The organism is Pseudomonas sp. 05N36 (genome assembly GCF_056397385.1).
In genome coordinates, this window is the sequence record NZ_JBFTNH010000016.1 from 30,362 (window position 1) to 44,645 (window position 14,284).

Annotated in this window: 15 protein-coding genes; 5 read left to right on the plus strand and 10 right to left on the minus strand. The window is 60.0% G+C overall.

What is annotated here, in order from left to right:
- Window positions 1-139 precede the first annotated feature (139 nt).
- Window positions 140-1,159, plus strand: a complete 1,020-nt coding sequence (locus AC1DIH_RS19530; protein ID WP_477772937.1) for a DUF4917 family protein — start codon at window positions 140-142, stop codon at window positions 1,157-1,159.
- Window positions 1,160-1,324: 165 nt separating this feature from the next.
- Here AC1DIH_RS19530 and AC1DIH_RS19535 read toward each other — a convergent pair whose 3' ends face one another.
- Window positions 1,325-1,867: a helix-turn-helix domain-containing protein gene (locus AC1DIH_RS19535; protein ID WP_477772938.1), complete on the minus strand. Its 543-nt coding sequence runs from the start codon at window positions 1,865-1,867 to the stop codon at window positions 1,325-1,327.
- A 158-nt stretch (window positions 1,868-2,025) separates the two neighbouring features.
- Between AC1DIH_RS19535 and AC1DIH_RS19540 the strand changes: the two genes are divergently transcribed.
- Together AC1DIH_RS19540 and AC1DIH_RS19545 are read left to right on the plus strand one after the other, a co-directional pair.
- Window positions 2,026-2,808, plus strand: a complete 783-nt coding sequence (locus tag AC1DIH_RS19540; protein ID WP_477772939.1) for an aldolase — start codon at window positions 2,026-2,028, stop codon at window positions 2,806-2,808.
- A gap of 30 nt (window positions 2,809-2,838) precedes the next feature.
- Window positions 2,839-3,726: a dihydrodipicolinate synthase family protein gene (locus AC1DIH_RS19545; RefSeq protein WP_477772940.1), complete on the plus strand. Its 888-nt coding sequence runs from the start codon at window positions 2,839-2,841 to the stop codon at window positions 3,724-3,726.
- A gap of 130 nt (window positions 3,727-3,856) precedes the next feature.
- Here AC1DIH_RS19545 and AC1DIH_RS19550 read toward each other — a convergent pair whose 3' ends face one another.
- From AC1DIH_RS19550 to AC1DIH_RS19560, 3 genes are read right to left on the minus strand one after another with little or no spacing between them, the layout of a single operon-like run.
- Complete coding sequence (locus AC1DIH_RS19550; RefSeq protein WP_427536799.1) at window positions 3,857-4,201, minus strand: YegP family protein; 345 nt, start codon at window positions 4,199-4,201, stop codon at window positions 3,857-3,859.
- 57 nt (window positions 4,202-4,258) lie between these two features.
- Window positions 4,259-4,564, minus strand: a complete 306-nt coding sequence (locus tag AC1DIH_RS19555) for a ribbon-helix-helix domain-containing protein (protein WP_054596073.1) — start codon at window positions 4,562-4,564, stop codon at window positions 4,259-4,261.
- Between the two features lie 14 nt (window positions 4,565-4,578).
- A complete protein-coding gene (locus tag AC1DIH_RS19560) occupies window positions 4,579-5,160 on the minus strand; it encodes a DJ-1/PfpI family protein (protein WP_477772941.1) in 582 nt (193 codons plus the stop codon).
- A gap of 287 nt (window positions 5,161-5,447) precedes the next feature.
- Here AC1DIH_RS19560 and AC1DIH_RS19565 point away from each other — a divergent pair, with 287 nt between their 5' ends.
- A complete protein-coding gene (locus tag AC1DIH_RS19565; RefSeq protein WP_477772942.1) occupies window positions 5,448-6,368 on the plus strand; it encodes a DMT family transporter in 921 nt (306 codons plus the stop codon).
- Here AC1DIH_RS19565 and AC1DIH_RS19570 read toward each other — a convergent pair.
- The 4 genes from AC1DIH_RS19570 to AC1DIH_RS19585 form a co-directional block, all read right to left on the minus strand.
- A complete protein-coding gene (locus tag AC1DIH_RS19570) occupies window positions 6,361-7,578 on the minus strand; it encodes a class I SAM-dependent methyltransferase (protein ID WP_477772943.1) in 1,218 nt (405 codons plus the stop codon). The two genes, AC1DIH_RS19565 and AC1DIH_RS19570, sit on opposite strands and share 8 nt — an antisense overlap.
- 181 nt (window positions 7,579-7,759) lie before the next feature.
- A complete protein-coding gene (locus AC1DIH_RS19575) occupies window positions 7,760-8,377 on the minus strand; it encodes a TPM domain-containing protein (protein ID WP_477772944.1) in 618 nt (205 codons plus the stop codon).
- A 28-nt stretch (window positions 8,378-8,405) separates the two neighbouring features.
- Complete coding sequence (locus AC1DIH_RS19580; RefSeq protein ID WP_477772945.1) at window positions 8,406-9,137, minus strand: TPM domain-containing protein; 732 nt, start codon at window positions 9,135-9,137, stop codon at window positions 8,406-8,408.
- Window positions 9,138-9,213: 76 nt separating this feature from the next.
- Window positions 9,214-9,822, minus strand: a complete 609-nt coding sequence (locus AC1DIH_RS19585) for a LemA family protein (protein ID WP_429539777.1) — start codon at window positions 9,820-9,822, stop codon at window positions 9,214-9,216.
- Window positions 9,823-10,061: 239 nt separating this feature from the next.
- On the opposite strand from AC1DIH_RS19585, the gene bglX reads away from it, so the two are divergent.
- A complete protein-coding gene (gene bglX / locus AC1DIH_RS19590) occupies window positions 10,062-12,353 on the plus strand; it encodes a beta-glucosidase BglX (RefSeq protein WP_477772946.1) in 2,292 nt (763 codons plus the stop codon).
- Window positions 12,354-12,494: 141 nt separating this feature from the next.
- Here the strand turns inward: bglX and AC1DIH_RS19595 are convergent, their stop codons facing one another.
- Together AC1DIH_RS19595 and AC1DIH_RS19600 are read right to left on the minus strand one after the other, a co-directional pair.
- Complete coding sequence (locus AC1DIH_RS19595) at window positions 12,495-13,652, minus strand: phospholipase D-like domain-containing protein (protein WP_477772947.1); 1,158 nt, start codon at window positions 13,650-13,652, stop codon at window positions 12,495-12,497.
- A 1-nt stretch (window position 13,653) separates the two neighbouring features.
- Window positions 13,654-14,244, minus strand: coding sequence for a YceI family protein (locus AC1DIH_RS19600; protein WP_347929155.1), 591 nt, complete (start codon window positions 14,242-14,244; stop codon window positions 13,654-13,656).
- Window positions 14,245-14,284: the final 40 nt, after the last annotated feature.

Consider the following 14,284-nt stretch of genomic DNA (forward strand, 5'->3'; position numbering starts at 1 on the left):
TAGGGCCGAACCGGCAACCCCGATTCAGCGGAGGCCCAAAGGATCGACCCATCCGTTACCGCGCATCTTGATCTGGCTCAACACCCGGTCGTGATAAAGTCTGCGCCCTGCACTCCACCCGCTTGAGATGACCGACGCGATGACCGATTTCCAGGAATTTGATGCCCGACTAGAAGACTGGAATGCGTTGCGCGCAACCACCCCGTTCAGCGCCCTGCTGGTGGGAAACGGCGCCAGCCGTGCGGTGTGGGATGACTTTGGTTACGACTCGCTGTTCGAGAACGCCCGCACGGTCGAAGAAAAGCCGTTGAGCCAGTCCGAGCTGAGCGTGTTCGACGCGATGCAAACCCGCAGTTTCGAACAAGTGCTGGGCGCACTTAAAACCACCAGCCGGGTCAACAAGGCCCTGGCCGTGAGCTCCGCCGCACCGCGTAATCGCTACTACGCGATCAAGGAAGCGCTGATCAACACCGTGCACGCGGTGCACATCCCGTGGCGTCTGGTACAACCGTCAAGCCTGGCGGCAATCAATCAGGAATTGAGCACCTATCCGACGGTGTTCACCACCAACTACGACCTGCTCAATTACTGGGCGATCCAGCACCAGCCCGACGCCATCAGTGACCTGTTTCACGGCACCGAGCCGAGCTTCGACCTGAGCGCCAGCAGCGCGGATAAAACCCGCCTGCTCTACCTGCACGGCGGCTTGCACCTGGTGCGCAACCAGGACGGCACCGCACGCAAACTGACCTCGACCGAAGGCACGCTGCTGGGCAGTTTTGCGATCAACAACACCATCAAGACACTGGACGACGTGCCGCTGTTCGTCAGCGAAGGCAGCTCTGAAGACAAGCTCAAGACCATCCGCAGTTCGGATTACCTGTCGTTCTGCTACGACCAGTTACTCAAGCAAAGCGACGCGCTGTGCCTCTTCGGCCACAGCCTGGGCAAGCAGGACGCTCACATCGTGCATGCGCTGCGCCAGGCACAACCGAAGACCGTGGCGATCTCGATTTACCCGCGCAGCGCGGCGTTCATCCAGAGCCAGAAGCGGCATTACGCGAAGGTGTTTGAAGGGACTGGCGTGGCGCTGAGGTTTTTTGATTCGAAGAGCCATGCGTTGGGTAGCCCAACACTGAGTGTGCCGGTCGAACGCTGACACCTGTGGCGAGGGAGCTTGCTCCCGCTCGGTCGCGCAGCGGCCGCAAACCAGAATGCGCGGTGTGTCTGACGCAATCGTGTTGCTGATTTCGGGGCTGCTTCGCACCCCAGCGGGAGCAAGCTCCCTCGCCACAAAAGCTGTGCTCAAACTTGCAGCTCCTGCTCACTCCTCGCCGCTATGCACCACCACCAGCAACTGCGCCTGCACCTCGCCCACCGAGCGCAGGCGATGCGGTTTTTGCGCGTTGAAGTGCAGCGCATCACCCCGGTTCAGTATCACCCGTTCGCTCATGAAGTCGACTTCGACCTGGCCTTCATGGACGAACAGAAACTCCTCTCCCATGTGCTCCTTGAAGGTTTTGTCGCTGAACTCTTTGGGCGGATAAATGATGAACGGCAACAGACTACGCTCGCTGACCTGATGGGCCAGCACCGCGTAACCCGGAGCCTGCTCATTGGCCGCCAGCGACTGGCGCTCATCGGCGCGCACCAGGCTGTAGCTGTCGAGGCTGATGGTTTCCTCAGAAAACAATTCCTCGACCTTGACGTTCAGCGCCTTGGCCAGTTTCAGCGCCGCAGCGATGGACGGGGTATTCAGCCCGCGCTCGACTTTCGACAGATAACTCTTGGTCATGCCGGATTTTTCGGCCAGGGCCTCCAGCGTAACGCCGAGTTTTTTTCGCAGTAATTTCAAACGGATAGACATGTGGAGCGATTAATCCATCAAGGAGGCAACGATTAGTCCTTGCCAATGACACAAAGTGTCATATAGCCTCTTAAGTGTCATTCATGTTCACCCAACGACTTTGCGAGCAGCGGGAAAACACATCCGACGTCCATTGATCACTGCAAAGGACACCCGATATGGCCAAGACATTAGCACTACCCAAGGACCAACTCATCCAGCAGGCGCTTTCGCAGATGCAAAGCACGCTGGCGGATAATACGTGGACCGACCGGCAAAAGCTGGCGCTGACCTGCCGCATTCTGTTCGAGAACGGCCACGACTCTGGCCTGGCCGGGCAAATCACCGCCCGTGGCCCGCAGCCCGGCACCTATTACACCCAACAACTGGGCCTGGGTTTCGACGAAATCACTGCGAGCAACCTGCTGCTGGTCAACGAAGACCTGGAAGTTCTGGAAGGTCACGGCATGCCCAACCCGGCCAACCGCTTCCACAGCTGGGTGTACCGCGCCCGGCCGGACGTGAACTGCATCATTCACACGCACCCGATGCACATCGCCGCGTTGTCGATGCTGGAAGTGCCGCTGGAAATCTCGCACATGGACCTCTGCCCGCTCTATGAAGACTGCGCCTTTCTCGAAGCCTGGCCGGGTGTGCCAGTGGGCAACGAAGAAGGTGAAATCATCGCCGGGGCCCTGGGCGACAAGCGGGCGATTCTGCTTTCCCACCACGGTCAGCTGTCGACCGGAAGGACTATCGAGGAAGCCTGTGTCATCGCGCAGTTGATCGAACGCGCGGCCAAATTGCAGTTGCTGGCGATGTCGGCCGGTGAACTCAAACCGATTCTGCCGGCGCTCGGCCGCGAAGCCCATGACTGGATTTCCAGACCCAAACGTCACGGTGCCGCCTTCAACTACTACGCTCGGCAGAACCTGCGTCAACACGCCGATTGCCTGAACTGAATCCATCCCTTTGCTTAACGGAGAGACGCCATGTCTACCCCTTCTATTCACGGCATCATCGGCTACACCATCACCCCGTTCACCGCTAATGGCGAAGGCATCGATCTGGATACGCTGGGTCGCTCCATCGACCGTTTGATCGACGGCGGCGTACACGCCATCGCCCCGTTGGGCAGCACCGGCGAAGGGGCGTACCTGAGTGATGCAGAGTGGGATCTGGTCAGCGAGTTCAGCATCAAGCATGTGGCCAGGCGTGTGCCGACCATCGTCAGCGTCTCCGACCTGACCACCGCCAAAGCCGTGCGCCGCGCACGCTTCGCCGAGGCGCAGGGCGCCGACGTGGTGATGGTCTTGCCGACGTCCTACTGGAAACTCAGCGAAGCCGAGATCCTCGCCCACTACCGTGCCATCGGCGAGAGCGTCGGTGTGCCGATCATGCTCTACAACATCCCGGCCACCAGCGGCACCGACATGTCGGTGGAACTGATCCTGCGGATTTTCAATGCCGTGGAAAACGTGACCATGGTCAAGGAGAGCTCCGGCGATATCCAGCGCATGCACAAGCTGCACTGGCTCGGCGAAGGTCAGGTGCCGTTCTACAACGGCAGCAACCCGCTGGCGCTGGAGGCCTTCGCGGCGGGCGCCAAAGGCTGGTGCACAGCGGCGCCGAACCTGATCCCGCAGCTCAATGGCGTGCTGTATCAAGCCGTGCTGGCCAATGACCTGGGCACGGCTCGAGAGTTGTTCTATCGCCAGTTGCCGCTGCTGGACTTCATCCTCAAGGGCGGTTTGCCCACGACCATCAAGGCCGGTCTGCGCATGACCGGGCTGGAAGCTGGCGATCCGCGTCTGCCAGTGTTCCCGCTGGGTGAAGCTGCCCGCAATCAGCTGCAAGAGTTGTTGACCGAATTGCGCTGATCTCCAAACACATGCATAACCAGTGTGGGAGCGAGCCTGCTCGCGATGAGGCCATAACATTCAACATCTATGTTGACTGTTACATCGCCATCGCGAGCAGGCTCGCTCCCACATTGGATCTTCGGTGTATTCAAAACACCGGCAACGTCTTGTCCTTGATCACCTTGGTCGGCCCGTTGGCCTTGACGCTGGCGATGCCTTTTTCCAGTGCAGCATCGGAAGAATAGGCCTCGCTGCTGCCGATGATCTGATGATTGGTAGCAGTGAGATTGAAGTAAGGATGGCCATCCTTGGTGGACTTTTTCTCGTAGCGTTCATCCAGTGGGCTATTGGCCTGAACCGAGGCGATGCCGTCATCGGCGGCGCTGCGCGTGGTGTACAGCTCGCTGGTAAGAATGGTCTCGGCGTTGGCCGCTTTCAGCACAAAGCGAAACTGGCCAGTGATGCTTTTGCTCAACTCGTACCACCCAGACATGCTCGTTCTCCTTGGCGAATGAGGGGGTTCGCGCTTCAGAGTAAAGACCACGCCACCCTACTTCACCACCGCGCGCACCACCGACAACTCCGGTGTCGTCACCCGACGCTGGCTCAGGTAACGCGTGCAGCTGACCCGCAGGAACGAGGCGAAATTCACCACCTCGCCCCGGTAGTCCATCACCTCTTCATAGAGCTTGGCGATCAACTGGTTGGTGGTCATGCCATCGACTTCGGCGATCTCGCTGAGAATGTCCCAGAACTGGTTCTCCAGCCGCAGCGTGGTCACCACCCCGCAGATGCGCAGCGAGCGCGAGCGTGACTCGTACAGAATCGGGTCGGCTTTGACGTACAGCTCGCACATGCGCAGGCCTCCGCTTACAAAGTGATTTTAGTGCCCAGCAGACCGAGGAAACCGGCCAGCCAGCTCGGGTGTGCCGGCCAGGCTGGAGCCGTCGCCAGATTGCCCTGAACGTGACCTTGCGTCACCGGGATATCGATGAACGTGCCACCGGCCAGACGCACTTCTGGCGCACAGGCGGGATAAGCGCTGCATTCACGACCTTCAAGAATTCCCGCCGCCGCCAGCAATTGCGCGCCATGGCAGACCGCCGCAATCGGTTTGCCGGCCTTGTCGAAGGCTTGCACCAGTTGCAGGACTTTTTCGTTCAGGCGCAGGTATTCCGGCGCCCGACCACCCGGCACCAGCAACGCGTCGTAGTCCGCCGCATCGACCTTGGCGAAGTCGAAGTTCAGTGCGAACAGGTGACCGGGTTTCTCGCTGTAGGTCTGGTCGTCTTCGAAGTCATGGATCGCGGTGCGTACGGTCTGCCCGGTGGTTTTGTCCGGGCACACCGCATGCACCGTATGACCGACCATCAGCAGCGCCTGGAACGGCACCATCACTTCGTAGTCTTCGACATAATCGCCGACCAGCATCAGAATTTTTTTCGCGGCCATGGGGATGACTCCTCTGGTAAAAAATTGGGCAGGAAGGAGTATTCAAGGTAGTCCGAATTCAGCGACGCGGGTAATAACCAGCTACTACGCAGTAGGTACTGCGTCATCGTTCATCATGGTTAAACCCGCGCCCACAAAAACGACACCGAACCCTGTGGGAGCGGGCTTGCCCGCGAAGGCGTCCGCAAACTGTACGGATAAGTCTGCGTCTAGCTGTAACAGCGCAGCCTGCACAGTTTATGGCTAGATGAACGCTCTCCCGCCACTTTCGAATTCTGGTTACCGTTATGTCCTCCCGCGAAAACACCGGCATGGCGCTGGGCCTGCTCGGCGTCGTCATCTTCAGCCTGACCCTGCCCTTCACCCGGATCGTGGTGCAAGAAGTCCATCCGCTGCTCAATGGGCTGGGCCGAGCCTTGTTCGCGGCGATTCCGGCGGCGATGTTGTTGCTCTGGCGGCGGGAGAAATGGCCAACCTGGAAACAGATCAAAGGCCTGACCCTGGTGATCGCTGGAGTGATTCTCGGTTTCCCGGTGCTCTCGGCCTGGGCCATGCAAACCCTGCCGGCGTCTCATGGCGCGCTGGTCAACGGTTTACAGCCATTGTGCGTGGCGCTGTATGCGGCGTGGTTGTCCCATGAGCGGCCGTCGAAAGCCTTCTGGGCCTGTGCCGCATTGGGCAGCGCGTTGGTCCTGGGTTACGCGTTGATCAGCGGTGCCGGAAGTATCCAGGCCGGTGACCTGTTGATGCTCGGGGCGATTGCCATTGGTGGTCTGGGTTACGCCGAAGGTGGCCGGTTGGCCAAGGAGATGGGCGGCTGGCAAGTGATCTGCTGGGCGCTGGTGCTGTCGACACCGCTGCTGATCGGCCCGGTGACGTATTTGGCGCTACAGCACCAAGGCGAGATTTCGGCGAAAACCTGGTGGGCCTTCGGTTACGTGTCGCTGTTCTCGCAGTTCATCGGCTTCTTCGCCTGGTACGCCGGGCTGGCGATGGGTGGCATCGCCCGGGTCAGTCAGATCCAGCTGCTGCAGATATTCTTCACCATCGCCTTCTCGGCGTTGTTCTTTGGCGAACACATCGAACCGATTACCTGGCTGTTTGCGGTCGGGGTGATTGTCACCGTGATGCTCGGGCGCAAGACGGCAGTGCGCCCGGCGCAACCGGGCACGTTACCGACGGGTATTCAGATCAAGCCGTTCAAATAAGCAGCCCATCGGCTCGCAGCAGCGTTTCCAGACAATGCTCGCTGATGTGGTAGAACGCCTTGAGCTCCTGGATTTTCACCAACAGCTGGGCCGGGTCCACCGGTTCAGCGCGTTTGACCGCCAGGATCATCTTGTTCTTGTTGGTGTGGTCCAGGGAGATGAACTCGAAGACCTTGGTTTCATACCCGCAGGCCTCGAGGAACAACGCCCGCAGGCTGTCGGTGACCATTTCGGCTTGCTGACCCAGGTGCAAACCGTATTGCAGCATCGGCTTGAGCAGCGCCGGGCTCTGGATTTGCAGGCGAATCTGCTTATGGCAGCACGGCGAGCACATGATAATTGCCGCACCGGAGCGAATACCGGTGTGGATCGCGTAGTCGGTGGCGATGTCACAGGCATGCAGGGCGATCATCACGTCCAGTTCGCTCGGCGCTACGCTGCGTACATCACCACATTTGAACACCAGCCCCGGATGCTCCAGGCGCGCCGCAGCGGTGTTGCACAGATTGACCATGTCTTCACGCAGCTCGACACCGGTGACCACGCCTTCGGCGTGCAAGGTGTTGCGCAGGTAATCGTGAATGGCGAAGGTCAGGTAGCCCTTGCCTGAACCGAAGTCCGCCACCCGTACCGGTTTATCCAGCGCCAGCGGTGAGGACGTCAGCGCATGGCTGAAGACTTCGATGAACTTGTTGATCTGCTTCCACTTGCGCGACATCGCCGGAATCAGCTCGTGCTTGCTGTTCGTTACACCGAGATCCGCGAGGAACGGTCGGGTCAGGTCGAGGAAGCGATTCTTCTCGCGGTTGTGCTCGGCGGACGGCACTTCGCGCAGTTGCTGGGACTTGCTCTTGAACAGCGAACTCTTGCCCTTCTTGCTGTATTCGAGCTGGGCTTCATCGGTCAGCGCCAGCAGGTGAGCGTTCTTGAAGTCCTGCGGCAACAGCGCGGCAATCGTCGCGATGCCCTCTTCGATCGGGAAATTCTTGGTGATGTCACGCGTCTTGTAGCGATAGACGAAGGACAGGCACGGCTGCTCCTTGACCGTCAGCTGCTTGATGATGATGCGCTGCAAGTCGACTTCAGTACCGACATACTTGGCCAGCACCAGTTTGATGAAAGCGTTCTGCGCCAGGCTGGTGCTCAGCAGGTCGATAAATTGCGCGTGATGATCCGGCGTGAGGCTGGCGGGAGTTGCGGTAACAGACATGTAGAAAACGCCTCGGGCGGTACGGATCGGGGAATGACCGGTATTTTAGGGGGGATGGCGCGTCGGGACACGCAGTTATTTGCCGAACGGTTTGAAATCGCCCCTCACCCTAGCCCTCTCCCCCCTGGGGAGAGGGCTAGGGTGAGGGGGTGGATTTCAAATCCGACAAAAATCCCCAATCTCACCCCAGCACCACCAACCGATTCGGCAACTCATTGCGCGCCTGGGTCACCGGCACATGCACCTTGAGCAACTCGCCACAGGCCTCGATGCAGGTGACAAAGCCCTGCAACGTCTGGCCCTGCTTCACCTGCCGGGTGAAGGCTGCGACGATCGGGTCCCAGTTTTTGTTATCCAGCCGACTGGAAATCCCTTCATCCACCAGAATCTCCACATAGCGCTCGGCTTCGCAGACGAAAATCAGCAGGCCGGTGCCGCCGACGGTGTGGTGCAGGTTCTGCTCCAGAAACTGCCGACGCGCCAGGTTCGAGGCGCGCCAGTGCCGCACTGATTGCGGGATCAGGTGGGTGGTGATCGACGGAATCCGGAACACCAGGCACAGCACAATGAAACTCACCCACTGCACCAGCAGCAAGGTGTGCATGTTCAGCCAGCCAGTAACGTAGTGCACGATGCCCGGCACGATCAGCGCCAGCAGGCTGGCCCAGAGCAGCGGGATGTAGGCGTAGTCGTCGGCCCGGGCCGCGAGCACGGTGACCAGTTCGGCGTCGGTGTCGCGCTCGACACGGGCAATCGCTTCAGCGACCTGACGCTGTTCGTACTCACTCAGTAATGCCATGGTGTTAAATGCTCGCTCATTATTGTTATCACCAGCCGCCCGACGAACCGCCGCCCCCGAAACTGCCCCCGCCGCCACTGAAGCCGCCGCCAAAGCCGCCGCCAGACCCGCCGGAACTTCCGCGACCGCCGCGACGGGGCAGGATGCCGAGCATCTGCAAGACAGAAATCGTCAGGATAAACAGCACCGCCAATAACACGAATACTGTCGGATGACGCCCGATAAAGTCACTCCCCTGATCACCGCCCGAATCATAAATCGTCGACGGTTCATCCAGTGGGCTGCCGCCCAGTACCACCAGCATCGCGGCAACGCCGTCACTGATGCCTTTACTGAAATTGCCGGACTTGAACGCCGGAGTGATCACCTGATTGATGATTACCGAGCTTTGCGCATCGGTCAGCCGATCCTCCAGGCCATACCCGACTTCGATCCGCAGCTTGCGCTCGGCGCGAGCGACGATCAGCAAGGCGCCGTTGTTCTTGCCCTTCTGACCGATGCCCCAGTAACGCCCCAGTTGATAACCATAGTCATCGATGCTGGTGCCTTGCAGCTCCGGCAGCGTCACCACCACCAACTGCTCGCCGGTGGCCTGCTCGTGGGCCTGGAGTTGCTGGGTCAGTTGCTCGCGCACCGCAGGCTCGATCATCTGGGCGTTATCCACCACCCGACCGGTCAGCGCCGGAAACTTCAACTCGGCCTGAGTGGTGATGGCAAAGATCCAAAGCATCACCGCCAGGCTGATTTTCAAAACGCGCATTGGCACCTCATCCCTAATGGCTCCTGAATCGGTGGTATCCCGACAGCACTGAAAACCCGCCGGGAACCTGCGCTGATCAGAACTTCACTTGCGGCGCCTTGTCGGCACCCGGGCTGGTGGCCTCGAAGGTGTCGCGCAACGGCAGGTCGCTGTACAGCACGCTGTGCCACATACGGCCAGGGAACGTCCGCAGTTCGGTGTTGTAGTTCTGCACTGCCAGGATGAAATCCCGACGCGCCACGGCGATACGGTTTTCGGTGCCTTCAAGCTGCGATTGCAGCGCCAGGAAGTTCTGGTTGGCCTTCAGGTCCGGATAACGCTCGGACACCACCATCAAACGACTGAGGGCGCCACTGAGCTGATCCTGGGCCTGCTGGAACTGCTTGAGTTTTTCCGGGTTGTCGAGGGTGCTGGCATCGACCTGGATAGAGGTCGCCTTGGCCCGCGCTTCGACCACCGCCGTCAGGGTCTCCTCTTCATGCTTGGCGTAACCCCTGACCGTTTCCACCAGGTTGGGGATCAGGTCGGCGCGACGCTGGTACTGGTTCTGCACTTGCGACCAGGCCGCCTTGGCCTGTTCGTCGAGGGTCGGAATGGTGTTGATGCCACAGCCGGTCAGAACCGTGCCGAGCAACATCAACACCGCGATTTGCCAGCCCGAACGATAGCGCTGTTGTACATTCATGTGAGTGATTCTCCCTTGCCCATTACCCTGGAAATATTCCTGCGCGCCTTCAACTCGAACTCTTGGGGCATAATCTGCCACCGCCACTGGATTGCACCGGGCCAATCGGCTAAAAGATGCCCAGCGCAAAAAGAGTTTAGAAGTGTGCTGCATTTAGTCGAACAACAACAGACGCTCCCTAATTTTGGCTGACCGGCGTGTAACCACTGCGCCCGTTTAGGCTTTTGAGAAAACTATTCATGAAGAAGCTGTGTTTGCTGGGCCTTGCCATCGGCCTGGCCAGTCACTCGGTATGGGCCGATACAACGCCTGCACCGATTGAAAACAAGGACGCTTTCGTCAGCAACCTGATGAAGCAGATGACCCTCGAAGAAAAGATCGGCCAATTGCGCCTGATCAGCATCGGCCCGGAAATGCCCCGCGAGATGATCCGCAAGGAAATCGCCGCCGGCAACATCGGCGGCACCTTCAACTCGATCACTCGCCCGGAAAACCGTCCGATGCAGGACGCGGCCATGCGCAGCCGGTTGAAGATCCCGATGTTCTTCGCCTATGACGTGATCCACGGCCACCGGACCATTTTCCCTATCCCTCTGGCCCTGGCCTCGAGCTGGGACATGGAGGCGATTGGCCGCAGCGGGCGCATTGCCGCCAAGGAAGCCGCTGCCGACAGCCTCGACATCACCTTCGCGCCGATGGTCGACATCTCCCGCGACCCACGCTGGGGCCGCACCTCCGAAGGTTTCGGCGAAGACACTTACCTGGTCTCGCGCATCGCCAAAGTGATGGTCAAGGCCTACCAGGGCGAGACCCCGAGCGCGGCCGACAGCATCATGGCCAGCGTCAAGCACTTCGCCCTGTACGGCGCAGTCGAAGGCGGTCGCGACTACAACACCGTCGACATGAGCCCGGTGAAGATGTACCAGGACTACCTGCCGCCGTACCGCGCCGCCATTGATGCCGGTGCTGGCGGGGTGATGGTTGCGCTGAACTCGATCAACGGCATTCCGGCCACCGCCAACATGTGGCTGATGCAGGACCTGCTGCGCAAGGAGTGGGGCTTCAAGGGCCTGGCGGTCAGCGACCACGGGGCGATCTTCGAGCTGATCAAGCACGGCGTGGCCCGCGACGGTCGCGAAGCAGCGAAGCTGGCGATCAAGGCCGGCATCGACATGAGCATGAACGACACCTTGTACGGCAAGGAATTGCCAGGGCTGCTGAAGTCCGGCGAGATCCAGCAGAGCGACGTCGACAACGCCGTGCGTGAAGTGCTGGGCGCCAAGTACGACATGGGCCTGTTCAAGGACCCGTACCTGCGTATCGGCAAGGCCGAGGATGATCCGGCCGACACCTACGCCGAAAGCCGTCTGCACCGCGCCGAGGCCCGTGACGTTGCACGTCGCAGCGTGGTGTTGCTGAAGAACCAGAACGAAACCCTGCCGCTGAAGAAGACCGCGAAAATCGTTCTGGTCGGCCCGCTGGCCAAGGCACCGATCGACATGATGGGCAGCTGGGCTGCCGCCGGTAAACCGGAACAGTCGGTCACGTTGCTCGACGGCATGACCCGTGCCCTGGGTGATCAGACCAAGCTGACCTACGTCCGTGGCGCCAACATCACCGAGGACAAGAAAGTCCTCGATTACCTGAACTTCCTCAACTTCGACGCTCCGGAAGTGGTGAATGATCCGCGCTCGGCGCAGGTCATGATCGACGAAGCAGTGAAAGCCGCTCAGCAGTCCGATGTCATCGTGGCAGCGGTCGGCGAGTCACGTGGCATGTCCCACGAGTCATCGAGCCGTACCGACCTGAATATCCCGGCCAATCAGCGCGACCTGATCAAGGCCCTGAAAGCCACCGGCAAACCGTTGGTGCTGGTGCTGATGAACGGCCGTCCGCTGACGATTCTCGAAGAGAAGGACCAGGCTGACGCGATTCTCGAAACCTGGTTCACCGGTACCGAAGGCGGCAACGCGATTGCTGACGTGCTGTTCGGTGACTACAACCCGTCCGGCAAGCTGCCCATCAGCATCCCGCGTTCGGTGGGGCAGATTCCGACCTACTACAACCACCTGAGCATCGGTCGCCCGTTCACCCCTGGCAAACCGGGCAACTACACCTCGCAGTATTTCGATGACACCACCGGTCCTCTGTTTCCATTCGGCTACGGTTTGAGCTACACCAGCTTCAGCCTGTCGGACATGGCCCTGTCGTCGACCACGCTGAACAAGACCGGCAAGATCGACGCCAGCGTGACCGTTAAAAACACCGGCAAGCGCGACGGCGAAACCGTGGTGCAGTTGTACATTCAGGACGTGGTCGGTTCGATGATTCGCCCGCTCAAGGAACTGAAGAACTTCCAGAAAGTGATGCTCAAGGCCGGCGAACAGAAAGTCATCCACTTCACCATCGACGAGGATGACCTGAAGTTCTACAACGCCCAGCTCAAATACGCGGCAGAACCTGGCAAGTTCAACGTGCAGATCGGCCTCGATTCCGAGGACGTGACGCAGCAGAGCTTCGAGTTGCTGTAACCCCTGAAGTTACCTGAAGTACCTGTGGGAGCGAGCCTGCTCGCGATGAGGTCATAACATTCAACATCTCTGTTGACTGTTATATCGCCATCGCGAGCAAGCCCGCTCCCACATTGTTTTTGGGTGTTTGGGGGATTGTGTTCAGCCCCGCCGATCCAGCAGATTCACCACCATCCGATCCACCCATCCCCACACTCGCTGCTTGATCCGTCGCCACAACGGTCGGCGTTGCCATTCCTCAAGACTGACCCTATGACTCAGGGCAAAGTCTCTCTCGAAACTCGCCGCCACTGCCAGGCTCAACGTCGGATCGAGGGCTTCGAGGTTGGCTTCCAGGTTGAAGCGCAGATTCCAGTGATCGAAATTGCATGAGCCAATGCTCACCCAGTCATCGATCAGGACCATTTTCAGGTGCAGGAAACACGGCTGGTACTCGAAGATCTTCACCCCGGACTTGAGCAAGCGCGGGTAATAACGATGCCCGGCGTAGCGCACCGACGGATGATCGGTGCGCGGCCCGGTCAGCAGCAGGCGCACATCGATGCCCCGTGCAGCAGCCTTGCGCAGCGAGCGGCGGACTTTCCAGGTCGGCAGGAAGTAAGGCGTGGCCAGCCAGATTCGCTGCTGGCCGCTGTTCAACGCACGAAACAGCGACTGCAGGATGTCCCGGTGCTGTCTGGCGTCGGCATACGCTACCCGGCCCATGCCTTCACCCATCGGCGGCACCCGTGGCAGACGCGGCAAACCGAAATGGGAGGCAGGTTTCCAGGCGCGGCGGTGACGGTTGGCGATCCATTGGCGGTCGAACAGCAACTGCCAGTCGAGCACCAGCGGGCCGCCGATTTCCACCATCACTTCATGCCACTCGCTGGTTTCGCCACCTGGGGTCCAGAACTCGTCGGTGACGCCCGTGCCGCCAACCACCGCCAGCGACTGATCGACCAACAGCAACTTTCGGTGGTCACGGTAAAGGTTGCGCACCCAGCGCCGCCAGCTCAGGCGATTGTAGAAACGCAACTCCACGCCGGCCTCGATCAGGCGTCGCCGCAGACTCAGGGTGAATGCCAGGCTGCCGTAGTCATCGAACAGGCAACGCACGCGCACCCCGCGCTCGGCGGCTTGCACCAGCGCCTGCACCATCGCCTCGGCACAGGCGCCCGCTTCCACCAGGTACAGCTCCAGTTCGACCTGTTCCTGCGCAGCGGCAATCGCCGCCAGCATCCGTGGAAAAAACTGCGGCCCGTCGATCAACAGCTCATAGCGATTGCCGTCGCGCCAGGGAAACACTGCACCGCTCATGTCAGCGCGCCGTGAAAATCAGCACCGCACCCACCGGCACCGACGAACTGATGGCCGACAGGCCGGCGACTGTGCGCAGGGTTTCCAGCCCTGGCAGCAAATCGAAATCCTCCGCTTTAATGACCAGCGGTTCCAGGGTCACCACTTGAAAGCGCCGATCATCGAGGCGTGTCGCCAGCAACTCGGCGTTGTAGGCGTGCTCTTTGCCGTGCAGGCTGACCGTCAGTGGCAAACGCAATTCGAGTTGCGCGCCGGGGGCCAGATCCTTGATCGGCCGCAGATCGATCTGCGTGCTGATCAGCGCTTCAGGGAACGTCTTGATCTCGAACAGCTCTTTGCGCATGCGCTCATCGCGCAGCGGAATGCCGCTGTTGATCGACTCCAGTTCGACCTGCACTTGCGCCTGGCCGTTGGCATCGACCTTGCCATGCAGCACCAGAAAGCGCTGAACTTCGGAGAGGTTGGCGTTCTTGGTGGAGATAAACGACAGACGTGAAGACTCACCGTCCAGATACCAGTCGGCATGGGCTGGCGAGGTAACGAAAGCCAACGGCAGCAAGGCCAGGGCTGTGCAGCAAAACCGCTTGAACATAAACACTCATGGGTAAGTAAACCTGAGCCGAACCTTAGCC